Annotated in this window: 16 protein-coding genes and 5 pseudogenes; 16 read left to right on the forward strand and 5 right to left on the reverse strand. The window is 71.8% G+C overall.

Annotated elements, in window-relative coordinates; all coding sequences use genetic code 11:
• Window positions 1-43 precede the first annotated feature (43 nt).
• From aroH to der, 5 genes are all read left to right on the forward strand, one after another.
• The gene (gene aroH / locus LNW71_RS26770; protein WP_250970547.1) at window positions 44-406 is read left to right on the forward strand and encodes a chorismate mutase; all 363 of its coding nucleotides are present in this window, start codon (window positions 44-46) and stop codon (window positions 404-406) included.
• Window positions 403-1,488, forward strand: coding sequence for a prephenate dehydrogenase (locus LNW71_RS26775; protein ID WP_250970548.1), 1,086 nt, complete (start codon window positions 403-405; stop codon window positions 1,486-1,488). The genes aroH and LNW71_RS26775 overlap by 4 nt, the downstream gene beginning before the upstream one ends.
• 124 nt (window positions 1,489-1,612) lie before the next feature.
• Window positions 1,613-2,329 (forward strand): (d)CMP kinase, encoded by a 717-nt coding sequence (gene cmk / locus LNW71_RS26780; RefSeq protein ID WP_250970549.1) that lies wholly within the window; start codon window positions 1,613-1,615, stop codon window positions 2,327-2,329.
• Window positions 2,326-2,991, forward strand: a complete 666-nt coding sequence (locus LNW71_RS26785; protein WP_250970550.1) for a lysophospholipid acyltransferase family protein — start codon at window positions 2,326-2,328, stop codon at window positions 2,989-2,991. Before cmk ends, LNW71_RS26785 begins: the two co-directional genes overlap by 4 nt.
• A 64-nt stretch (window positions 2,992-3,055) precedes the next feature.
• Window positions 3,056-4,525 carry a ribosome biogenesis GTPase Der gene (gene der / locus LNW71_RS26790; protein ID WP_250970551.1) on the forward strand — a complete coding sequence of 490 codons (1,470 nt, stop codon included), beginning with the start codon at window positions 3,056-3,058 and terminating at the stop codon, window positions 4,523-4,525.
• Window positions 4,526-4,649: 124 nt separating this feature from the next.
• Here der and LNW71_RS26795 read toward each other — a convergent pair whose 3' ends face one another.
• Both LNW71_RS26795 and LNW71_RS26800 read right to left on the reverse strand, forming a co-directional pair.
• Complete coding sequence (locus tag LNW71_RS26795; RefSeq protein WP_250970552.1) at window positions 4,650-5,003, reverse strand: hypothetical protein; 354 nt, start codon at window positions 5,001-5,003, stop codon at window positions 4,650-4,652.
• Window positions 5,004-5,140: 137 nt separating this feature from the next.
• Complete coding sequence (locus tag LNW71_RS26800) at window positions 5,141-5,923, reverse strand: hypothetical protein (RefSeq protein ID WP_250972163.1); 783 nt, start codon at window positions 5,921-5,923, stop codon at window positions 5,141-5,143.
• Between the two features lie 660 nt (window positions 5,924-6,583).
• Between LNW71_RS26800 and LNW71_RS26805 the strand changes: the two genes are divergently transcribed.
• A complete protein-coding gene (locus LNW71_RS26805; RefSeq protein ID WP_250970553.1) occupies window positions 6,584-6,799 on the forward strand; it encodes an I78 family peptidase inhibitor in 216 nt (71 codons plus the stop codon).
• Between the two features lie 160 nt (window positions 6,800-6,959).
• Here the strand turns inward: LNW71_RS26805 and LNW71_RS26810 are convergent, their stop codons facing one another.
• Entirely contained in the window at window positions 6,960-7,997 is a 1,038-nt protein-coding gene (locus tag LNW71_RS26810) for a phosphatase PAP2 family protein (RefSeq protein WP_250970554.1), read from the reverse strand.
• A 555-nt stretch (window positions 7,998-8,552) separates the two neighbouring features.
• Between LNW71_RS26810 and LNW71_RS26815 the strand changes: the two are divergent.
• Together LNW71_RS26815 and LNW71_RS26820 are read left to right on the forward strand one after the other, a co-directional pair.
• Window positions 8,553-10,291, forward strand: a pseudogene (locus tag LNW71_RS26815) (MFS transporter).
• A 96-nt stretch (window positions 10,292-10,387) separates the two neighbouring features.
• Window positions 10,388-11,599: an acyl-CoA dehydrogenase family protein gene (locus LNW71_RS26820; protein ID WP_250970555.1), complete on the forward strand. Its 1,212-nt coding sequence runs from the start codon at window positions 10,388-10,390 to the stop codon at window positions 11,597-11,599.
• A 237-nt stretch (window positions 11,600-11,836) separates the two neighbouring features.
• On the opposite strand, the gene LNW71_RS26825 is transcribed toward LNW71_RS26820, so the two are convergent.
• A complete protein-coding gene (locus LNW71_RS26825) occupies window positions 11,837-12,280 on the reverse strand; it encodes a cell division protein SepF (RefSeq protein WP_250970556.1) in 444 nt (147 codons plus the stop codon).
• A gap of 367 nt (window positions 12,281-12,647) precedes the next feature.
• On the opposite strand from LNW71_RS26825, the pseudogene LNW71_RS26830 reads away from it, so the two are divergent.
• Window positions 12,648-13,847, forward strand: a pseudogene (locus LNW71_RS26830) (DUF5685 family protein).
• A gap of 7 nt (window positions 13,848-13,854) precedes the next feature.
• Here the strand turns inward: LNW71_RS26830 and LNW71_RS26835 are convergent.
• On the reverse strand, window positions 13,855-14,796 hold the full coding sequence (locus LNW71_RS26835) for an ABC transporter substrate-binding protein (protein ID WP_250970557.1): 942 nt from the start codon (window positions 14,794-14,796) through the stop codon (window positions 13,855-13,857).
• Window positions 14,797-15,291: 495 nt separating this feature from the next.
• On the opposite strand from LNW71_RS26835, the gene LNW71_RS26840 reads away from it, so the two are divergent.
• The 7 genes and pseudogenes from LNW71_RS26840 to LNW71_RS26870 all read left to right on the forward strand — a co-directional run bounded on the left by LNW71_RS26840 (window position 15,292) and on the right by LNW71_RS26870 (window position 23,379).
• A complete protein-coding gene (locus LNW71_RS26840) occupies window positions 15,292-16,158 on the forward strand; it encodes an amino acid ABC transporter permease (RefSeq protein WP_250970558.1) in 867 nt (288 codons plus the stop codon).
• Window positions 16,155-17,986 (forward strand): annotated as a pseudogene (locus LNW71_RS26845) (FAD/NAD(P)-binding protein). Before LNW71_RS26840 ends, LNW71_RS26845 begins: the two are co-directional and overlap by 4 nt.
• A 174-nt stretch (window positions 17,987-18,160) precedes the next feature.
• Window positions 18,161-18,913, forward strand: coding sequence for an amino acid ABC transporter ATP-binding protein (locus LNW71_RS26850; protein WP_250972164.1), 753 nt, complete (start codon window positions 18,161-18,163; stop codon window positions 18,911-18,913).
• 145 nt (window positions 18,914-19,058) lie between these two features.
• Window positions 19,059-20,126, forward strand: a complete 1,068-nt coding sequence (locus LNW71_RS26855; protein ID WP_250970559.1) for an LLM class flavin-dependent oxidoreductase — start codon at window positions 19,059-19,061, stop codon at window positions 20,124-20,126.
• A pseudogene (locus LNW71_RS26860) lies at window positions 20,123-21,423 on the forward strand (NtaA/DmoA family FMN-dependent monooxygenase). The gene LNW71_RS26855 and the pseudogene LNW71_RS26860 overlap by 4 nt, the downstream one beginning before the upstream one ends.
• Before the next feature lie 4 nt (window positions 21,424-21,427).
• Window positions 21,428-22,227, forward strand: a pseudogene (locus tag LNW71_RS26865) (DUF1684 domain-containing protein).
• Window positions 22,228-22,479: 252 nt separating this feature from the next.
• The gene (locus LNW71_RS26870) at window positions 22,480-23,379 is read left to right on the forward strand and encodes a S1 family peptidase (RefSeq protein ID WP_250970560.1); all 900 of its coding nucleotides are present in this window, start codon (window positions 22,480-22,482) and stop codon (window positions 23,377-23,379) included.
• Window positions 23,380-23,501 lie beyond the last annotated feature (122 nt).

The following is a 23,501-nucleotide window of genomic DNA, read 5'->3' on the forward strand; positions in this document are numbered from 1 at the left end:
ACCAAGCGGTACGAAGCAGCGGTACACGAGCAAGGAGCACGACGTGGCGGTACGAGCGGTCCGCGGAGCCGTCCAACTGGAGCGGGACGAGGCCGGACACATGGACGAGCAGGTCAGCGCCCTCCTCGCCGCTGTCCTGGAGCGCAACGACCTCGTCGCGGACGACCTGATCAGCATCTGGTTCACGGCCACCCCCGACCTGCACAGCGACTTCCCGGCCGCCGCCGCGCGCGGCATCGGTATCGTCGACGTACCGCTGATCTGCGCCCAGGAACTGGACATCGAAGGGGCGATGCCCCGGGTGGTGCGGATCCTCGCCCACATCGAGACGTATCTTCCCAAGTCCGAGATCGCCCACGTCTACCTCGGCGCCACCGCCGCCCTTCGCAAGGACATCGCCCAGTGAGAACCGCCGTCGTCATCGGAACCGGCCTCGTCGGCACCTCCGCGGCCCTCGCCCTCGCCGGGCGCGGCATCAAGGTCCACCTCGTCGACCACGACCCGGAGTCGGCCCGCACGGCGGCCTCGCTCGGCGCCGGCACCGACGAGGCGCCCGAGGGCCGGGTCGATCTGGCGATCGTCGCCGTCCCGCCGGCCCACACCGCGACGGTGCTCGCCACCGCCATGCGCAGCGGCGTCGCCCGCGGCTACCTCGACGTCGCGAGCGTCAAGGGCGGCCCGCGCCGCGAACTGGAAGCGCTCGGCGTCGACCTCACCCCGTACATCGGTACGCATCCGATGGCCGGCAAGGAGCGCTCGGGCCCGCTCGCCGCCACCGCGGACCTCTTCGAGGGCCGCCCCTGGGTCCTCACGCCGACCCGGGACACCGACACCGAGGTCCTCAACCTCGCGCTGGAACTGGTCGCGCTCTGCCGCGCCGTCCCGGTCGTGATGGACGCCGACGCCCACGACAGGGCCGTCGCCCTCGTCTCCCACACCCCGCAGCTGATCTCGTCGATGGTCGCCGCCCGCCTGGAGGAGGCCGACGAGACCGCGGTACGCCTCTGCGGGCAGGGCATCAGGGACGTCACCCGGATCGCCGCCTCCGATCCGCGGATGTGGGTGGAGATCCTCTCCGCCAACCCCGGACCCGTCGCCGACGTCCTCGCCGGGGTCGCCACCGACCTGGAGGAGACCGTACGGGCACTGCGCGGGCTGCAGTCCGCCGACGAGGACAAGCGGCGCGAGGGCACCGAAGGCATCCAGGACGTCCTGCGCCGCGGCAACGCCGGCCGGGTCAGGGTGCCCGGGAAGCACGGCGCGGCCCCCGCCTCGTACGAGGTCGTCGCCGTCCTCATCAGCGACCGGCCGGGCGAACTGGCCGGGATCTTCGCGGACGCGGGCCGGGCCGGGGTCAACGTCGAGGACGTACGGATCGAACACGCGACCGGTCAGCAGGCGGGCCTGGTCCAGCTCATGGTCGAGCCCAGCGCCGCCCCGGCACTGAGCGCCGCGCTGCGCGAGCGGGGCTGGTCGCTCCGGCAGTGACCCTTGGGGCACGGGGCCGGGAGGCACTTGTCCACAGGGGTGGTCGGGCCCGCGCCCACACTCGGTAACCTTGTGCGGGGCGGGTTCGCGCGTCCCGCCCCGCCCACCCCCGTGTACCAGGAAGGTGTCCACCACCGTGGAAACCGTAAGCACCGCCGCCCGGACCGCCCCGGCCGCAGTGATCGTCGCCATCGACGGGCCCTCCGGCACCGGCAAGTCCAGCACGTCCAAGGCCGTCGCCACCCAGCTCGGCCTGAGCTATCTGGACACCGGTGCCCAGTACCGGGCGATCACCTGGTGGATGCTGAACAACGGCATCGACGTGCACGACGCGGTGGAGGTGGCGACCGCGGCCGCCAAGCCGGTCATCGTCTCCGGCACCGACCCCACCGGCCCGACGATCACGGTCGACGGCGAGGACGCCTCCGGCCCGATCCGCACCCAGGAGGTCACCTCCAAGGTCAGCGCCGTCAGCGCGGTCCCCGAGGTGCGCGCCCGGATCACCGAGCTGCAGCGCACCATCGCCGAAGAGGCGGGCAAGGGCATCGTGGTCGAGGGCCGGGACATCGGCACGACCGTGCTGCCCGACGCCGACATCAAGATCTTCCTGACCGCTTCGCCGGAGGCGCGCGCCGCCCGCCGCAGCGGCGAGGTGAAGGGGTCCGATCTCGCCGCCACCAAGGAGGCGCTGATCAAGCGGGACGCCGCCGACTCCGGCCGCAAGACCTCGCCGCTCGCCAAGGCGGACGACGCGGTCGAGGTGGACACCACCGAGCTGACCCTTCAGCAGGTCATCGAGTGCGTCGTCACCCTGGTAGGGGAGAAGCGGGCCGCGAAGTGAGCCCAGTCACGGGCGCGCCCACGCTGCGCGGAGCGGCGGTCGGGCGCGGGATCGGGATCGGGCTGATGTACGGGCTCTTCAAGCCCCGTGTGCTCGGTGCGTGGCGGGTCCCCGCCTCGGGACCCGTCATACTCGCGGTGAACCACTCGCACAACATCGACGGGCCGATGCTGATGGGCACCGCGCCACGGCCCGTCCACTTCCTGATCAAGAAAGAGGCGTTCGTCGGCCCCCTGGACCCGTTCCTGCGCGGAATCGGTCAGCTGAAGGTGGACCGTACGATCGCCGACCGCACCGCCATCACCCACGCCCTCGGCGTGCTGGGGGACGGCGGGGTGCTCGGGATCTTCCCCGAGGGCACCAGGGGCGAAGGGGACTTCGCCTCGCTGCGCGCCGGGCTCGCGTACTTCGCCGTACGCAGCGGGGCGCCGATCGTGCCCGTGGCCGTACTGGGAAGCACCGGGCGCGGCAGCCGGCTGACATCGGCACTGCCGCCGCTGCGCAGCCGGGTCGACGTCGTCTTCGGCGACGCCTTCGAGGCGCAGGAAGGCGGCGGGGGCAGGCGGACGCGGAGCGCGCTCGACGAGGCGACGCTGCGCATTCAGGGCAGGCTGACCGGCCACCTGGCGCAGGCCAGGCGCCTCACCGGGCGCACTGAGTAAGACTTGAGTAGTGGACCGCGTGCTGCGTGGTCCATCGATGATGATGCAAAGAGGAACGGACTTCATGAACGACCAGATTCACTCCGGCGGCTCGGACCACGAGCACGGAGCGCTTGGCGATGCCGAGTACGCGGAGTTCATGGAGCTCGCCGCGCAGGAGGGCTTCGACCCCGAGGACGTCGAGGGTGCGATCGGGGAGGCCGGTCACGGACCGCTGCCCGCTCTCGCCGTCGTCGGCCGCCCCAACGTCGGCAAGTCGACGCTGGTGAACCGGATCATCGGCCGTCGTGAGGCCGTGGTCCAGGACAAGCCGGGCGTCACGCGTGACCGCGTCAGCTACGAGGCCGAATGGGCCGGCCGCCGCTTCAAGGTCGTCGACACCGGCGGCTGGGAGCAGGACGTGCTCGGTCTTGACGCCTCCGTCGCCGCCCAGGCCGAGTACGCGATCGAGATGGCCGACGCCGTCGTCTTCGTGGTCGACTCCACCGTCGGAGCCACCGACACCGACGAGGCCGTCGTCAAGCTGCTCCGCCGCTCCGGCAAGCCCGTCGTGCTCTGCGCCAACAAGGTCGACGGACAGAGCGGCGAGGCGGACGCCACCGCGCTCTGGTCGCTCGGCCTCGGCCAGCCGCACCCGGTCTCCTCACTGCACGGCCGCGGCACCGGCGACATGCTCGACGCCGTCCTGGAGGCCCTTCCCGAGGCCCCGGCCCAGTCGTTCGGCACCGCCGTCGGCGGACCGCGCCGCATCGCGCTGATCGGCCGCCCGAACGTCGGCAAGTCCTCGCTGCTGAACAAGGTGGCCAACGAGGACCGTGTCGTCGTCAACGAACTGGCCGGCACCACCCGTGACCCGGTCGACGAGCTGATCAACCTCGGCGGCATCACCTGGAAGTTCATCGACACCGCCGGCATCCGGCGCCGGGTCCACCTCCAGGAGGGTGCGGACTACTACGCCTCGCTGCGCACCGCGGCCGCCGTGGAGAAGGCCGAGGTCGCCGTGATCCTGATCGACTCCAGCGAGTCGATCAGCGTCCAGGACCAGCGCATCGTCACCATGGCCGTCGAGGCCGGGCGCGCGATCGTCGTGGCCTTCAACAAGTGGGACACCCTGGACGAGGAGCGCCGCTACTACCTGGAGCGCGAGATCGAGACGGAGCTCGCGCAGGTCGCGTGGGCCCCGCGGGTCAATGTCTCGGCCCTCACCGGCCGCCACATGGAGAAGCTGGTCCCGGCGATCGAGACCGCGCTGGGCGGCTGGGAGACCCGTGTTCCCACGGGCCGGCTGAACGCCTTCCTCGGCGAGATCGTCGCCTCCCACCCGCACCCCGTGCGTGGTGGCAAGCAGCCCCGCATCCTCTTCGGCACCCAGGCGGGCACCAAGCCCCCGCGCTTCGTGCTCTTCGCCTCCGGCTTCCTGGAGCACGGCTACCGGCGGTTCGTCGAGCGCCGGCTGCGTGAGGAGTTCGGCTTCGAGGGCACTCCGATCCACATCTCGGTGCGGGTCCGCGAGAAGCGCGGCCGCAACAAGTAGGCAACCGGTGACGCCGTCCGGAGCGTGAGCTCCCGGACGGCGTCCAGGGGCTCACCGAGCCCCGGACGCGAAGGAGCCCCTGGGCCACTCGGAGAACGAGTGGCCCAGGGGCTCCTTCGTGCGGTCAGGCTCCCCGTGAGCCCGGCGGCAGCGCGGCCTGTACCCGCCCCGCGTGCCGCCCCACCCGCTGCCACGAGCCCAGGCTCCCGGTGTGCGTGCTCGGGCTGTTGCTGCCGTGTCCGGCGGCCCCGCCCGCTCCACCCGACGCACCGGCTCCGCCGTGCCCGGAGTGGCCCGAGTGGCCGCTCAGCGGGGCGCGCGAGCCGAAGAGCCCGCTGCCGAAGGCCGGAAGCCCCAGACTCTCCTCCCCGCTCCGATCACCGGGCAACGCCCTGAACGACCGGCGGTACTCGGAGTACAGCGCGTCGTAGATCGGGGTGTGGGACGGGGCGCCCGATGGGTCCTGCGCGGGACGCATGGCAGGGATCGGGCTCGGGCGCTGGTGGGAGGGGTCGTATGAGTGCACGTATGTGCCAACGACCCCGCCGTCCGTCGGATGCGGCCCCGCGGGAGAAATAGCTGTTCGCCGTCGGTGTACGGGGCGCACGGACATGATCAGGTCCCGGCCAGCGGCATCGCCGCGGCGACCAGGAACCCGCCGGCCGACGCCTTCTCCAGCGCGTCGCGCAGCAGGTCCTCACGCGGCTGCTGGCCGATCGAACCGGCCGGAGCCGCGTAGACCAGTACGGTCTGCGACTTGTTGGCCGCGGTCCGCCAGCCCTCGGTGACCTGGAGCGGCGCGTGCGCCTGCCACCACGCCACCGGGGCGCCGCCGCCCGTGCCCGGCTGGAGCACCGCGTGCAGCTGCCCCATGGCGAGCAGGATCGACCAGCCGTGCAGCACCTCGGGGACCTGGTCCATCCGCTGGACCGGGGAGAAGCCCTGCTCCAGCAGCAACTGGAGGAACTCGTCCCCGCTGCTGCCGTCCGTGCCGGGGCGGGCGATCGCCCCGGTCGGTTCGACGACCAGGGCGGGGTGCAGCTCGTCGTCGATCAGGACGAGGCCGCTGGTGATCCCGAGCACGGCCTGGTCGGGCGTCAGCCGGGCAGGGCCCTCCGGCTCGCTGCCGGTGATGCTGCGCACGGCGCCCTGCAGCTGCTCCTCGGCGACCTGGACGACCTGCGAGGGGATGCAGGTGGCGTGCGCGAAGGCGAGGACGGCGGTCTCTTCGCCGACGAACAGGACCGTGCTGGTGCGCTCCTGCTCGGAGTCGCCGGGGGTGCGGCAGGAGGTGCAGTCGTAACTGCCGGGGGCGTTGTCGCCGACGAGCAGCCGGTCGGCTTCGGCGTCGCCGATCTCGGCGCGTACGTCCTCGCTGACGTCGAGCATGCGCGGCACGGGTGGCTCCTCGAACTCGGTACGTGCGCCGGGCGGTTCCCGGCTCATGAAGGAGACAACGGGCGACCGGCTGTCGGGGTCACGCGAGAAGGCGAACAGAATCGAACCGGACGAGCCGGTCGTGCGCGATACCAGGACAAGCCGGGCAAGTGCGCAGCGGTTCGTCCCGTCGGCGCCGGTGGACGGGCCGGTCTTCGCGCCGCCGGACCACGGGTCCGGGACGGCTCCGGGCGGCGGCGCCCGGAGCGGCTGTCCCGGTGCCGGAAAACAGGGGATTCGGGTCGTCCGTTATACGGGCAGAAGCGTACGGACGGACCGGTCCGATGGTGTGGATATCGTGAGTGCCAGATAAGGGTGCCATAAGGAAGGGTGAATTCCCGATGGTGCTCCCGTTTACGGAAGGTCATTCCGGAGGGATTTCGGCGGGCGCCCTGAGGGAGGTATTCCGCTTCGTTTCCGGCCCTCTCCGCTGATCGTTCTCGGGCCTGTGTGATTACTGTGCGTCCGCTTATGAATCGCACGTTCGCGCGAGGGAGTTCGAGGCGAACACGTGTGGTGATCCTGTGACACAAGCGTGACCGGTGAGGGACGTGCGGATGCCGTGCGGCCGGTCGGGGCCCCGGCTTCCGCCGGCGTCCGGGCCCGCCTACGGTGAGAGGTATGGCACCCATACCGACTCCCTCCGTCCAGCCCGACGACGTACCCGGCGCCTATGCCGGCCTCACCGCCGAAGCCGCCGAACGGCGTGCCCGGGAGCGTGGCTGGACCACCGTCAGAGCCCTGCCGCCGGGCACCGTCATCACCATGGAGTTCCTGGGCGGCCGGATCAACTTCGAGGTGGACGACGGCGTCGTGAAGCGCTGCTGGGTGGGGTGACATCCCCGCACCGCCGCGGACACCCCTGAGCGCGGCCCCGTCACCGGGGGCGCCTCTCACCCGCACGAGCGAAGGCCCCGACCGGAGTCGGGGCCTTCGCTCGTGCGGGTGAGGCTGTCGCGGGGCGGGCTGTGCGTACCGTCCCCGCTGCCGGTCCGGGTCAGCTGCCGGCCACCGGCCGGGCCGGAGCCGTACCGCCGCGCGGTGTGCGGTCCGCGTGCGGCGGGCGGCGGCTGCCTGCCGGGGTGACCGGGGGCCGTTCCGAGCGCGCCCCGTGGCTCTGGTGCGCGGGAGGCGCGGTGTGGGCGCGCGGACGGCCGCCCGCGGCCGCGACGGCCGCCTGGCGTCCACCCGCGGTGACCGGCTCGCGGACCGGGTTCTGTGCCGAGGCCTCGCCCACGGCCGGCTGTCCGGCGGGTACCGGCCGGGGGGTGCCGGCGGTGACGGGCGGGGAGGGTACGAGCCTGCTGCGCGCCCCGAGCCGCTCGCGGGCGGCGAAGATCCAGCTCTCCGCCCGGGTGATCAGCGGTTCGACCCACGGCAGGCCGAGCAGGATGAGCAGCCCCGCCGCCCAGCCCAGGACGACGTCGCTGAGCCAGTGCGTACCGAGGTAGACCGTGGTCAGGCCGACCCCGAGCGAGACGATCGCGGACATCGCCGACAGGTAGCGCCTGGCCCGCGGGGTGGCAGCCAGATAGGCGAGGATTCCCCAGGTCACGACGGCGTTGGCGGTGTGGCCGGACGGAAATATATCGCCGCCGGCGAAGAGTTCGGCCGAGCCGATCTGGGTCGCGTAGTGCGGGCCGAGCCGGCCGAGGCCGATCTTGACCGCCCCCACCGTCACGTTGAGCAGCAGCAGAGAGGCGCCGAGCGTCAGCAGGGGCCGCAGGGTGTGCTGGCGCCAGGAGCGCCAGCCGAGCCAGCAGGCGACCATGACGGCCGTGGGTCCGCGCTGGCCGAGCACGACGTAGTAGTCGAGGAAGGCATGGATGCCGGGCCACTGCTGGTACGGCCGGAAGAGCATGACCTTCCAGTCCAGGGTCACCAGCCAGGACGACATGAGCACGGCAACGACGATGGCCAGATAGAACGCCAACGTCCCGCCGAAGAGAGCGATGCGGTGACGACTCATCCGCGGTGTCTCTATCTTCGGCGGTTCCGGCTCCCGGTCCAGACGGGCAAAGATGTCGGTACGCACCCAATCGACGTTACAGCGAGTGAGTGGGTGACTTGGCCGATCCGGCCGCTTTGTGATGACGATGTGATGTGGACTATGTCTCAGTCCGGCTCGCATTCCCGGGCGTCCGCAGAATCCCGGGTCGGTTCCGTTCCATTACTTCGGCGCCTGGTCCGAAGGGCTTTTTGGATATTGGCAGAAAAGCGCAAGGGATGCCGGAGTGCATTTATCCGCGCCTTCGGGGGAACGGAACGGACGGTGTCGGTCCGGTTACTGGACGCCTTCGCCGGGCGCCCGGTGAGCGGTCCGCGCCGCGGCGGACCCCGTTGCCCGCACCGCGAAACGGCAGGTCGTGGCAGGTTATGAGGGCTCCGTGAGGCACGGCGGGGCGGGTCCGCGCGGTGGCGTACGTCACACCGGACGGTACTTCCGGCTATGAGATGGGCCACGTGTGGCCCTGCCGAACTCGCGTACGCTGACGGATCACTCGCCCGTCGATGCCGGGCCAGGAGGGACAGCGGACGCTGAATCCCCAGTGGGCCTGCCGAGCGCGAGGAACCTTTGGGAGGTAGATGCATGTCCGGGACGACCACAGCCCGAATCCGTCTGCGCGCAGCCGCCGACGGTGCCAATCGATGGGTCGTCCTGGTCGTCCTCTGCCTCAGTCTGCTGCTCGTCGCACTCGATGCGACGGTGCTGCACGTCGCCGTCCCCGCCGTCACCGAGGACCTGCGGCCCAGCGCGGTCGGCCTGTTGTGGATCGTGGACGCGTACCCGCTGGTCTGTGCCTCGCTGCTGATCCTCTTCGGCACTCTCGGTGACCGGGTCGGGCGCCGACGGGTCCTGCTGCTCGGCTACGCCCTCTTCGGGGTCGCGTCCGCCGTCGCCGCCATGGCCGACAGCGCGGGGGTGCTCATCGCGGCGCGGGCCCTGCTCGGCGTCGGCGGCGCGATGATCATGCCGGCCACCCTGTCCATCCTCCGCCAGGTCTTTCCCGACCGGCGTGAGCGGGCGATGGCGATCGGTGTGTGGACCGCGGTCGCCGCGGTCGGCGCCGCCATCGGGCCCGTCATCGGCGGCTTCCTCGTCGAGCACTTCTGGTGGGGCTCGGTCTTCCTGATCAACATTCCGCTGATGGCCCTGATCCTCCCCTCGGCCGCCTCCTGCTCCCGGAGTCCCGTGGCAGTAGCGACGGCCCCTGGGACGTGTTCGGCGCGCTGATGGCCGCGGCCGGCGTGCTCGGCGTCGTCTGGGGGGTGAAGCGCGCGGGCACCGGCGAGGGGCTGCTCGGGCCGGCCACGCTCGCGCCCCTGCTGGCCGGGGGCGCGCTGCTGGCCGCCTTCGTCCGACGCCAGAAACGGCGCACCCATCCGCTGATCGACATCGGGATGTTCGCCAGGCCCGCCTTCTCCACGGCCGTGGGCTGCATCGTCCTGGCCATGCTGGCCCTGGTCGGCCTGGAACTGATCGCGGTCCAGTACCTCCAGCTCGTCCTGGACCTCAGCCCGCTGGAGACCGGCCTGCGGCTGCTGCCGCTCACCTTCGCCGCGATGGCCGCGGGCGCCACCGGTTCGTCCACCCTGCGCCGTATAGGGCCGCGCCGGATGGTCGGCTGGGGCTTCGTGCTGACGGCCGTCTCGGTGCTGATGCTGACCGCCATGGGACAGCACGACCGGCCCGGCCTGATGGCCGTGGCCTTCGTCGTGCTCGGCTTCGGCCTCCAGTCCACGCTCTTCGGCGCGTACGAGTCGATGCTCAGCGAAGCCCCGGCGGACCGGGCCGGTGGCGCGGCCGCGATAGGCGAGACCTCCTACCAGCTGGGCGCCGGCATGGGGATCGCGCTGCTCGGCAGCGTCATGAACGCCGCGTACACCCCCGGCCTCGCACGGCTCCCCGAGGAGGGCGTGCCCGCCCCGGCCGGCGCCGCCGCCTCCCACTCGCTCGGCGAGGCCTACCAGGTGGCCTCGCAGCTCGGCGGCCCGCTCGGTGAGGTGCTGCGCTCCACGGCCCGGCACGCCTTCATCAGCGGGCTGCACATCACGTTGCTGGTCAGCGCCGGTCTGCTGCTGCTCGGGGCGCTCGCCGCGCTGCGGCTGCCGCGGGTGATGGAGTGTCCGCCGCTGCTCTGTGAGCCCCGTGCGGCCGCGGACGACCGCCAGGCGCTCGACGCCCGGGAGGCGGCGGACTCCCGCGGCCACCGGAGCGTCGCCGGCCACCGCGAGGCGACGGACCGGGACCGGCCCGACGTGCTGCTTCCGGTACCCGGCCGGCGGCGGCCCGCCGAGGCGACCGGCTCTGGACGCGCGGCACACTGAGTCGTAACGTCAGCACGACGCCGTAACTAACACTGCTAGTTTTCGGCGTCCCCGTACCGACCTCAGTACCGTGCGAGCCGCCGGAGGCACCCCCTCATGTCCACCGCTCCGTCCTCGAAACTCCCGCCCTTCGACCCCCGCGACCCGATCGGCATCGACGACCTCCTGGGCGCCGAGGATCTCGCGATCCGCGACACCGTCCGGGCCTGGGCCGCCGACCGGGTCCTGCCGCACATCGCCGAGTGGTACGAGAACGGCGAGCTGCCCGGCATCCGGGAGCTGGCCCGGGAACTGGGCTCGCTCGGCGCCCTGGGCATGTCCCTGCAGGGGTACGGCTGCGCCGGCGCCACCGCCGTCCAGTACGGACTGGCCTGCCTGGAACTCGAAGCGGCGGACTCCGGTATCCGCTCGCTCGTCTCGGTCCAGGGCTCCCTCGCCATGTACGCCATCCACCGCTTCGGGTCGCAGGAGCAGAAGGAGCAGTGGCTGCCCGGCATGGCGGCCGGCGAGATCATCGGCTGCTTCGGCCTGACCGAGCCGGACCACGGCTCGGACCCGGCAGGCATGCGGACGTACGCCAAGCGCGACGGCGCGGACTGGGTGCTCAGCGGCCGCAAGATGTGGATCACCAACGGCTCGGTCGCCGGGGTCGCCGTGGTCTGGGCGCAGACCGACGAGGGCACCGCGGGCGCCGGCATCCGCGGATTCGTCGTGCCGACCGACGCCCCCGGATTCTCCGCGCCCGAGATCAGGCACAAGTGGTCCCTGCGGGCCTCGGTCACCAGCGAGCTGGTCCTCGACGAGGTGCGGCTGCCGGCCGATGCCGTACTGCCCGGGGTCACCGGCCTGCGCGGACCGCTCAGCTGCCTCAGCCACGCTCGTTACGGCATCGTCTGGGGAGCCATGGGCGCCGCACGGGCCAGCTTCGAGGCGGCCGTCGACTATGCGAGGACCCGTGAGCAGTTCGGTAAGCCGATCGGCGGCTTCCAGCTCACCCAGGCCAAGCTCGCCGACATGGCCGTCGAGCTCCACAAGGGCATCCTGCTCGCCCACCACCTGGGCCGGCGGATGGACGCGGGCAGGCTCCGCCCGGAACAGGTCAGCTTCGGAAAGCTGAACAACGTGCGGGAGGCCATCGAGATCTGCCGCACCTCGCGCACGATCCTCGGCGCCAACGGGATCTCGCTGGAGTACCCGGTGATGCGGCATGCGACGAATCTGGAGTCGGTGCTCACCTACGAAGGAACCGTGGAGATGCACCAGCTGGTACTGGGCAAGGCGCTCACCGGTCTGGACGCGTTCCGGTAGACCGGAACGACGACCGGACCGATCCGGTGAGCGCCCCAGGGGCTGTCCCGTAGCCCCTGGCAGGCGCGGCCGCCGCTTCCCCGAGCCCTCGGCCGCGTTCGAGCGGGTGAGGCCCCGCTCCCGCCGCGTTGTCGCGACGTCCGGTCACATCCCGTGCGCGGACGTCCCTCCTCGTTGCGAGGCACCGCATCCGACGCGGCGCGCCGATCCGCCAGGGGCTACGGGACAGCCCTTGGCTCAGCTCTGGTTGAAGAAGCCGTCGGCCGGCCGGCCGTCGGCTTCGCCGTTGACCACCTGGGTGTCGGCGGGGGTGAGCAGGAAGACCCGGGTGGCCACGCGGTCGATCGACCCGCGCAGTCCGAAGATCAGCCCTGCGGCGAAGTCCACCACGCGCTTGGCGTCGGCGGAGTCCATGGACGTGAGGTTCATGATCACCGGGACGCCGTCCCGGAAGAGCTCACCGATGCTCCGGGCGTCCCGGAAGCTGTCCGGGGTCACGGTGGCGATCCTGCGGCCCGTCTCCTCGGCAGCCTCGGAGGCCACCCGCACCCGCGGGTCGGTCACCCAGGCCTGACCGGTCCCGGTCCGTGCACCCTCGGAGTACTCGTCGTCGTCGTAGTACCGCTCGTCGTTGTCCTCTACGAGGCCCAGCCAGGCACTCGCCTTGCGCACCGATCCCATGGACGCCTCCTCTCACCGCGGTTCCTTGGCGTTCCGCATCTCTTTCGTATCCCTATGGTCGTCCATGATGCGGATCGTGCGCCAAGGGGATAGGCGGCGCGCAGGGCATTCGTGACGGTACTGGTGCAGAGGATGTGGCGATTCGTCAAGGTTCCTCCTGTAAAAGGGCCCTGGAGAAAGAAAATATGATGCTCCCGTCCGTACGGGTGACATGGGGGACGTACGGGTGAACGGGATGCTCGATACGATGCACGTCGCGCACGCGCCCGAGTGCGGCGCACAGGTGAACGACTCCCGGGGGACGGCCGTGTTCGGAATAGTCAGGCCCTGCACCCACCGCCTGTCGGAGGGGCTCAGGGCCGAGTGGATGGCACATCTCTGCGGGCTCTGTCTGGCACTTCGCTCGGACCACGGACAGTTCGCCCGGGTCGTCACGAACTACGACGGCCTGATCGTCTCGGTCCTGACGGAGGCTCAGGCGGAACGCACCCCCGCGCAGCGCCGCACCGCGGGCCCTGTCCGCTGCGCGCCATGCGCACCGCGCCGGTCGCACGGGGCGAGGGGCCAGGCTGGCGGCCGCCGTCTCGCTGGTGCTGGCGTCGGCGAAGGTGCGGGACCACGTCGCCGACCGGGACGGCCTGTTGAAGCGGCGTCCGGTGGCCGCGGCGGCGCGCAGGGTGGCGGCGGGCTGGGACCGGGCCGGCGCGCGCACCGGCGCACAGCTCGGATTCGACACCGCGGTGCTGGTCGACGCCGTCGACCGGCAGACCGGCATCGAGCTGCTCGCCGGGCCGGGCACCCCGCTGCTGACGGTCACCGAGCCGACCGAGACCGCCACCGCCGCGGCCTTCGCGCACACCGCCGTTCTCGCGGGCAAGCCGCAGAACACCGGGCCGCTGGCCGAGGCCGGACGCCTCTTCGGGCGGCTCGCGCACCTGCTGGATGCGGTGGAGGACCAGGAAACTGACGCGGCGTCGGGTGCCTGGAACCCGCTCACCGCGACCGGCACCTCGCGCACCGAGGCCCGGCGGCTCTGCGACGACGCGCTGCGTGGCGTACGGCTTGCGCTGCGTGACGCGGAGTTCGCCGACGACGCACTGGTCCATGTGCTGCTGGCGCACGAACTGCGGCGTTCGGTGGACCGGGCGTTCGCCACGGACGTCTGTTCCCATCAGGCGGGGGCCTGCTGCCCGAGGGGCTCGCGGCGCCGGGCCGGGCCGGCCACCCGTCAGGAGAGCGCCACTCAGCGGCCTTCGGGCCGCCGCCGGGCAATCCGTACGCCCCCTCCGGCCCGGGAGCTCCCTTCGGGCCGCCGCAGCCGCCGCCGGAGCCCCCGCGCGACCGGCGGGGGCTCCTGGTGGGCTGCCTGGTGTGGGCGGGTCTCGCCTGCACCTGTCAGATGTGCTGCGGTACCTTCGACGATCCGTGGAGCCGTCAGCGGCGCGACGGCCTGTGCAACGACTGCGACTGCAGTGACTGCTGCGATGCCTGCGACTGCTGCAGCAACTGTGGCGATTGCTGTGACGGCTGTGACTGCTGCGACTGCGGTTGCGACTGCAGCTGCTGACTGCGGATCACTTGATCTCGGGCGGCGAGATCTGCGAGGTCTTGATCGCCGAAGCGCCGATGCCCCACTTCTTCAGGATGCGGTCATAGGTGCCGTCCGCCTTGAGGCTGTTGACCGCGGCCTGGAAGGCGGGCGCCAGCGGGGTGCCCTTCTTGAACGCGAAGCCGACGTCGAGACGCTTGAACTCGTTGAGGAAGCGCACGCCCTCCTGCTGTTTCACGGCGTACCGGAGCCCGTTGATGGTCGACATCACCACATCGGTCCGCCCCTGCTGCAGCGCGGTCCAGACCGCGGCCAGGTCGGAGTACGTCTTCACGTCGTACGGCTTCTTGCCGGCCTCGGAGCACCGGTGCCGGTTCTCCTCCAGTGTCACCTCGAACGTGGTGCCCGCCGCGGTGCCCACGGTCAGCCCGCAGAGCTGGGTCAGATCGGTGACCTTCTTGAGCTTGCTGTCGTCACGGGCCGCGAAGCCCTGCCCGTCGTTGAGGTAGGTGACGAAGTCGATCGTCCGGCGGCGCTCGTCGGTGACCCCGAAGTTGCCGGTGCCCACGTCGTACTTCCCGCTGCCGAGCGCGGGCAGGATCGCCTCGAAGGCGGCGACCTCCCGCTCGGGCTTCAGCCCGAGCACCCTGGCCACGGCGTCCGCGAAGTCGATGTCGGTGCCGGCCAGCGTCCTGCCGTCCTCGAGATAGGTGGCACCGGGCGGGGTGCTGACGCTGGAGGCGATCTTCAGGGTGCCGGAGGAGCGGACCGCCGCCGGCAGCAGGCCGGCCGCGGCCTTGTTCTTCTTCACCCCCGACACGACGTCGGCCGTGGGGATCGCACCCTTGGCGGCGGGGCCGGCCGCGCCGGCGGGCGCGCTCGCCGGGTCACCGGAGCCGCATGCGGTCAGAGTCAGGGTGGCCACGGTGATCAGGGCGAAGGCAGCGGTGTGCCGGGTACGGGGCATCGCAGAGGGTTCTCCAGTTCGGACGGCCGTGGCCGCGCGCGGGCAGCGCGCGGCGGCCCACGGCCGGGGGCGGCGGAAGACAGGGGTGCGGCCTGGGAAGGCTCAGCGTGAGGGGAGGGTGATGCGCTGTCGTGTACGAGAGGGCACGCGGGGAGAAAGGCTCAGGCGCCGGTCACGGCGCGGAAAAACGCGTCAGACGCAGGGGGTCAGCTCAACAGGAACAGGACCACACGCGACCGAAGTCGATGTGGGAGCGCTTGACCAGCCACTTCTGCGAATGCATGGCCCAAGTGGAACAGGCATCCGGTGGTCCGTCAACTGCCCGAGACGTATGGCTCACAGTGTGGACAGGCTTGACATCCCGTGGCGAACAGCGCTTACCTCGGAGTCGGATCGCGCTGAGGGGCCCGGTCCGACTCGTCTCCGCGCTGTCGTATTCCTTTTCGTGCCGAGGGCACGCCCCGTGTTCGATCGCAGCATCCACGGAGCCCTCGCATGTCCGCGCACACAGACACCCTCCCGCCGGCTGTTCCGGCCCCGTCCGCCGAAGACAACGATGCCGACCGGCTGCGCATCGTCCCGGTACGCCGAACAGGCCAGTGGACAGCGGCCGTTGCCGTCCTGGTCCTGCTGGCCCTCGCACTGAACTCCGTCATCCGCAACGACGCCTTCCAGTGGGACGTCGTCGGCGACTACTTCGCCACCACCGCCGTGCTGCGCGGCCTCGGGCTGACGCTCTGGCTCACCGCGCTCGTCATGGTGCTCGGCTTCGCACTCGGGACGCTTCTCGCCGTCCTCAGGCTCTCCGCCAACCGCGTTCTGCAAGCCGTCGGCTGGGGCTACGTCTGGCTCTTCAGGTCCACCCCGATCCTGGTCCAGCTGCTGTTCTGGTTCAACATCGGCGCGCTCTACCCGGAGATACTCGGCGTCCGTACGGTCAACCTCCTGGGCCCCGTCACCGTCGCCGTCATCGGCCTGACGCTGCACGAGGCCGCCTACGCGGCGGAAGTCGTCCGCGGCGGCATCCTCTCCGTGGAACGCGGACAGCTGGAGGCCGCGCAGTCCCTGGGTCTCGGCCCGTGGCGGCGGTTCCACCGGATCGTGCTGCCGCAGGCGATGCGCTCCATCGTGCCGCCCGCCGGGAACATGCTGATCGGCACCCTCAAGGGCACCTCGATCGTCAGCATCATCGCCGTGCAGGACCTGCTGTACTCGGTCCAGCTCGTGTACCACCGCACCTACCAGGTCATCCCGCTGCTGCTGGTCGCCACCCTCTGGTACGTCGCGGTGACCTCGCTGCTCAGCGTCGGCCAGCACTACGTCGAACGGCACTACGCCCGCGGCACGTCGGACGCCCGGTGAGCGGCCGGCCGGCGCTGGTCGTCATCGGGGCGGGACCGCGCGGCACCGGTCTGATCGAGCGCATCGCCGCCAACGCCGCCCTGTACGGGGACCGCCCGCTGGACCTCCACCTCGTCGATCCGTACCCGCCCGGCGGGGGCAGGATCTGGTGCCACGACCAGTCGCCGCTGCTGTGGATGAACTCCATGGCCGAGGACGTCACCATGTTCACCGACGACACCGTCCGCCAGGAGGGGCCCGTACGGCCGGGGCCCGCGCTCGACGCCTGGGCGGCGGACGTGCGCGAGGGGCGGACCGAGGCGACCGGAGAGGCGGCCGAGCCGGCCCTGCGCGCGGAGATCGAGGCGTTGCAGGGCCAGGACTTCCCCAGCCGCCGGCTGCAGGGCGCCTACCTGCGCTGGGTGTACGAGCAGTCGCTGGCCGCACTCCCGCCCTCGGTCACCGTCCATGAACACCGCGGCCGCGCACTGCGCGTCACCGGCCCGCGCGACGGCAGCCAGCACGTCCTGCTGGAGGGGCGCGCCGAACCGCTCGTCGCCGACCTCGTGGTCCTCACCATCGGCCACCTGGATGCCGAACCGGACGCCGAGCAGGTGGAGCTGGCCGGGTTCGCGGACCGCAACGGCCTCGTCCACCTGCCGCCCGACTTCACCGCCGACAGCGATCTGAGTGCCCTGCCCGCGGGCGAACCCGTCATAGTCCGGGGCTTCGGACTCGCCTTCATCGACCTGATGGTGCTGCTCACCGAGGGCCGGGGCGGACGGTACGAGAACGGCGAGTACGTGCCCTCCGGCCGGGAGCCCGTCCTGCACGTCGGATCGCGGCGCGGTGTCCCGTACCACTCCAAGATCGGTTACGGCTGGCAGGGCGAACGGCCCCCGCTGCCGCGGTTCCTCGACCCCGAACGGACCGAGGAACTCCTGAGCCGGGCGGAGCCGCTCGACTTCCTCCGCGATATATGGCCACATGTCGACAAAGAGCTCGGTCATGCCCACTACCACCGGCTCTTCACCGCTCACCCCGAGCGCACCACCGCCGACCGGACCGCCTTCGAGGAGAAGTACGCGGCCGCCGAGGCGGGCAGCGACGATCTGCGGGCCCTGATCGCCGCAGCCGTACCTAACCCCGCCGACCGGCTGGACATCACGGCGCTCGACCGGCCCCTGGACGGGGTGCGCCATCCCTCGTACGAGGCACTCCAGGAGGCGACGCGCGACTACATCGCCGCGGACCTCGACCGCCGGCACGATCCCGGGCACAGCGAGGATCTCGCCGTCTTCCTCGGGCTGCTCTCCGCCTACGGCCAGTTGATCCGGTTCGGCGACATCGGCGGCTGGTGGCACGGCTTCTTCAGCTATCTGGCCTCCGGCCCGCCGGGCCCCGGCTGCGGCAACTGCTCGCGCTCTCCCGGGCCGGCGTCGTCCGGTTCCTGGGCGCCGGGATGACGGTCGAGGCCGACGAACGGCAGGGCGTGTTCCGGGCCGGCAGCGCCACCGTGCCGGGGAGACGGATCGAGGCTCGCGCACTCGTCGAGGCCCGGCTGCCGGACCCCTCGCCGGAACGCACCCGCAGCGCACTGCTCCGCTCGCTGCACGAGGACGGCGCCGCGTCCACCGCCACCGGACTGCTCGCGGTCGACCCCGGCGACGGCCGGGTCCTGGACCGCGAAGGGCGCCCGCACCCACGCCGCTTCGCGCTCGGCCCGCACACGGCGGCCCGCGCGGGCGGCGCCTTCACCCGGCCGCGCACCGGCGGCGCCGCCTTCGCGCAGAACGACGCCACCGCACGCGCCGCCCTCACCTTCCTGCGTGACCGAGAAGGCTGTTGAAGGACCCGGCCGGTCCGCGCGGCACAGCCCCGCCGCCCGCTCCCCGCCCCTGCCGACACCCCGTCCACCATCCCGCGCGTCCCGTCCGAACCGCCGAGGAACCCCATGACAACGACCAGCCGCCCACCGGAGACCGCTCCGCCCGCCGTGCCCGCCGAGGCCCCGGCCGATGCCATGGTCGAGATCCGCGGCGTGCACAAGAGCTTCGGCTCCCTGCACGTCCTGCGCGGCATCGACCTGTCCGTGCGCCCCGGTGAAGTGACCGTGATCCTCGGTCCCTCCGGCTCCGGGAAGTCCACCCTGCTGCGCACCGTCAACCACCTGGAGAAGGCGGACCGGGGCTCGATCACCGTCGACGGCGACTTCGTCGGGTACCGCAGGAAGGGCGACAAGCTGTACGAACTCCCCGAGCGCGAGGTCCTGCGCCGCCGCACCCGGATCGGCTTCGTCTTCCAGAACTTCCACCTCTTCCCCCACCTCACCGTCCTGGAGAACGTCACCGAGGCCCCGGTCGCCGCGCTCGGACGCCCGAAGAAGCAGGCGGCCGCCGCCGCGCACGAGCTCCTGGACCGCGTCGGCCTGGCCGACAAGGCGGGTGCCTACCCCCGTCAGCTCTCCGGCGGCCAGCAGCAGCGCGTCGCCATCGCCCGGGCGCTCGCCCTCGAACCGAAGCTGCTGCTCTTCGACGAACCCACCTCGGCGCTCGACCCCGAACTGGTCGGCGAGGTCCTCGACGTCATGAAGGGCCTGGCGGGCCGGGGCACCACGATGATCGTCGTCACGCACGAGATCGGGTTCGCCCGCGAGGCCGCCGACACCGTCGTCTTCATGGACGAGGGACGGATCGTCGAACAGGGCCCGCCCGCCGATGTCCTCGACCACCCGCGGCACGAGCGCACCCGCGCCTTCCTCTCCAAGGTCCTGTGACCCGGAAGCCCGAGGTTCCGCGCCCCGGAACGAACCGCAAGGTCCCGCGCCCCGTGACCCGGAAGCCCGAGGTCCCGTGCCCCGGACCGAAACACAAGGTCCCGTGACCCGGAACCGCATCCCAACCGTGCCGAAAGGGCCCCCCATGCCTCCGACCCGCCCCCTCCACCTGGCCGCCGAGATCGGCGGCCCGCCCCGCTACGACCCGGCGCACTACACGGGCCTGGCCCAGCTCGCCGAGCGCGGCGCGCTCGACTTCGTCACCCTCGGCGACTCGTTCGCCCGGCCGGGACCCGACGCGCTCTCCGTGCTCTCCCGGGTGGCGCCCGAAACCCGCCGGATCGGACTCGTGCCGACGGTCACCACCACGCACACGGAGCCGTTCCACGTGTCGTCCGCCGTCGCGACCCTGGACTGGGTGAGCCGCGGCCGGGCGGGCTGGCAGGCCGATGTGTCGACGACCGGGGCCGAGGCCCGGCTGTTCGGCCGCCGCCCGGCCGCACCCGCCGCAGACCTGTGGCGGGAGGCCGGCGAGGTCGCGGACGTCGGCGCCCGGCTCTGGGACAGCTGGGAGGACGACGCCGAGATCCGGGACGCCGCCACCGGACGCTTCATCGACCGCGACAAGCTGCACTACGTCGACTTCGAGGGCGCCGACTTCAGCGTCCGAGGACCGGCCATCGTGCCCCGGCCCCCGCAGGGCCGCCCGGTCACCGTCGTCGACGGCACCGCGGACCCGGCCCGGGAAGCCGCCGCGCGCCACGCCGACGTCGTGCTCGTACGGGCCACCACGCCCGAGCGGACCGCCGAGATCCGGGGCGACGTGCGCCGCCGCGCCGCGGCCCACGGACGCGACCCCGACACCCTGCGGGTGTTCGCCGCGCTCACCGTCGACCTCGGCGACGCCGAATCCGCCCCGGAACCCGGACTGGAGAGCGGACCGCCGCTCGCCGCGCAGGGCACGTACTACCGGGGCGGCCCGGTCGACCTCGCCGACCTGATCACCCAGTGGCACCGCGCCGGAGCCGTCGACGGCTTCCACCTCACGCCGATCACCCCCGGACGCGACCTGGAGCGGATCGTCAACGGCACGGTGGCCCTGCTCCAGCACCGCAGCCTGTTCCGCACCTTCTACCCCGGCGGCACCCTGCGCGAGCACCTGGGCCTGGCCCGCCCGGCCAACCGGTACATCCTCCAAGGAGAACGGGCATGACGACCGCCCCGAAACAGATGCATCTCGCCGCGCACTTCCCGGGTGTGAACAACACCACCGTCTGGACGGACCCCCGGTCCCGGAGCCAGATCGACTTCTCCTCCTTCGAACATCTCGCGCGCACGGCCGAACGCGGCCTGTTCGACTTCTTCTTCCTCGCCGAGGGGCTGCGGCTGCGCGAGCACGGCGGGCGCATCCACGACCTGGACGTGGTCGGCCGCCCCGAGTCCCTCACCGTGCTCAACGCGCTGGCCGCCGTCACCGAGCGGCTGGGCCTCGCCGCCACCGTCAACGCCACCTTCAACGAGCCGTACGAACTGGCCCGCAGACTCGCCACGCTCGACCACCTCAGCGCCGGCCGGGCCGCGTGGAACGTCGTCACCTCCTCCGACGCCTTCACCGGTGAGAACTTCCGGCGCGGCGGCTATCTCGACCGGGCCGACAGGTACACCAGGGCTGCCGAGTTCGTCGCCACCGCCCGCGAACTGTGGGACTCCTGGACGCCCGAAGGCGCCCCGCGGCCCTTCGCCCACCACGGTGAGCACTTCTCCGTCGAGGGCGAGTTCACCGTCCCGCGCTCCCCGCAGGGCCACCCCGTCGTCATCCAGGCCGGGGACTCCCCGCAGGGCCGCGAGTTCGCCGCGTCCGCCGCCGACATCATCTTCACCCGGCACGGCACGGCGGAGGCGGGCCGCGCGTTCTACGCCGACGTGAAGGCACGGCTGGCGAAGTACGGCCGGGAACCCGACGAACTGAAGATCATGCCCGGCGTCGGCTTCGTGCTGGGGGACAGCGACGCCGAGGCGCAGGAGAAGGCGTCCGAGATCCGCCGCCGGCAGGTCTCGCCGCAGAACGCGATCCTGGCCCTGGAGCAGGTCTGGGCCGGGACCTCTCCTCGTACGATCCGGACGGGCCGCTCCCCGAGAGCGACCCGGTCCCCGACTCGGAGCTGGTCCAGGGCCGGGTCAGACACGGCGACCCCTTCGCGGTCGCGGCCCGCTGGCGTGCGCTGGCGCGGGACAAGGGGCTGTCCATCCGGCAGACGGTCATCGAGACGACGGGCCGGCAGTCGTTCATCGGCAGCCCGCGGACCGTCGCGGCGCAACTGGCCGAATTCGTCGCCACCGGAGCCGCCGACGGCTTCATCCTCGTCCCGCATCTCACCCCGGGGGGCCTCGACGACTTCGTCGACGACGTCGTCCCGCTCCTCCAGGAACGCGGTGTCTTCCGCTCCGCGTACACCGGTTCCACCCTCCGGTCGCACCTCGGGCTCGCCGAGCCCGTATGGAAAGGTTGACTTCATGAGCACGGATGCACAGCAGCAGGCAGCGCGGGACTGGGACCACTGGCGCCAGGAGCGCACCGCCACGGTGTCGGCACCGTACGGGCCGCTCGCCCTCACCGGTACGCACTGGCTCTCCGACTACCCGGAGGGGCGAATTCCGGCCGTTCCGGGGCAGTGGCGCGAGGACGGCGACGATCTGGAGCTCACCGCCGGTCCCGAGGACGGCCTGACCGTCGACGGGAAGCCCTTCACCGGGCAGGTCCGGCTCGGTGCCGACCGCGGCCCGATCGACGGGTCCCGGGTCGCGCACGGCGAGCGGCGGCTGGTCGTGCTGAGCCGCGAAGGCCTCTGGGCGGTGAGGGACTTCGATCCGCAGTCCACGGCGCGGCGGGCCTTCCGCGCCATCGAGGCCACGCCGTACGACCCGCGCTGGGCGCTGCCCGGCACCTTCCGCCCGTACGACACCTCGCGCACCGTCCAGGTGGCGAACGCCGACGGTGTCGAGCGCGGGCTCGGTCTCGGCGGGGAGATCGCGTTCGAGGTGGACGGGTGGAGCGCACTCTCCAGGTCGCCGTCGAGCACGACGGCTCGCTCTGGGCGGTCTTCGCCGACGCCACCAGCGGGGACACCAGTTACCGCTTCCGCTTCCTGCGGCCCGCAGCGCCGGCCGCCGACGGCACGGTGACGGTCGATCTGAACCGGGCGCTGCTGCCGCCCTGCGCCTTCGCGGACCACTTCATCTGCCCCTTCCCGCCGCCCGGCAACACGCTCCCCATCGCCGTCGAGGCGGGGGAGCGCAACCGGATCGACGGCTGAGGCATCGCCCGATACCTTCCGTTTCCGGCCCCGGCGGCCGCCTGCCGCCGGGGCCGGACGCATGCGCGCCCGACGGAGCTCAGGCCAAAAGGCCCTCTTGCGCGAGAAGTTGACGCCTTGAATACTCCCGAGCAGCGCTTGTCAGGAGCACGGCAGTTCCGGAATGCGGACAGCTGCCCGTGCGAATGACTGCGCCTCACGGGTCCGGCCACCCCACGGGCGGACCCCCGCCCCCCTCGGGAGGAATGACAAGTGAGGAACAAGCGCACCACCCCCCTCAGCGGCACCGCGAGACGCAGCAGGGCTGTCGCCATTGCCGCAGGTCTCGTAGCTGTCGCCGCGCTCGCCGCCCCCAGCGCACAGGCCAGCTCCACCGGAACGTACAGCGCCACCCAGCTCTCCGCCGCAAGTGACGCCGTACTCGGCGCCGACGTGGCCGGCACCGCCTGGAGCGTCGACCCCGCGACCAAGAAGCTCGTGGTCACCGTCGACAGCACGGTCTCCGCATCGGAGATCCAGCAGATCAAGGACTCCGCAGGCACCAACGAGGGCGCCCTGCGTATCGAGCACACCTCCGGCACGTTCCGCCCGCTGCTCTCCGGCGGCGACGCGGTCTACGGGCCGGGCTTCCGCTGCTCCCTCGGCTTCAACGTCCGCAGCGGCAGCACCTACTACTTCCTGACGGCAGGTCACTGCACCGAAGGAAGCCCGCCGTTCTACACCAACTCGTCGAACACGACGAGCATCGGCCCCACGGCCGGGACCAGCTTCCCGACCAACGACTACGGCCTGGTGCGCTACGCCAACGCCTCGGTCAGCCACGAGGGCACGGTGGGCAGCGTCGACATCACCGGTGCCGCCAACGCCACGGTCGGGATGTCCGTCACCCGCCGGGGCTCCACGACCGGCATCCACAGCGGCACCGTCTCCGCGCTCAACGCCACGGTCAACTACGGCGGTGGCGACGTGGTCTACGGCATGATCAAGACCAACGTGTGCGCGGAGCCCGGTGACTCCGGCGGTCCGCTCTACTCCGGCTCCAAGGCGATCGGTCTCACCTCGGGCGGCAGCGGCAACTGCAGCTCCGGCGGGACGACGTACTTCCAGCCGGTCACCGAAGCGCTCAGCGCGTACGGCGTCAGCCTCTACTGACACCAGGGCGGCCGGTTCCGGCCCCCGGAACCGGTCCCTGCCTCGAAAGGGCAAGTCGAACACGCCGAGCCCCGCCCGAATTCGGGCGGGGGCTCCCGCTGACCCCGCGGCTTTTGAGAGGA

The organism is Streptomyces sp. RKAG290 (assembly GCF_023701695.1).
Taxonomy (GTDB): Bacteria; Actinomycetota; Actinomycetes; order Streptomycetales; family Streptomycetaceae; genus Streptomyces.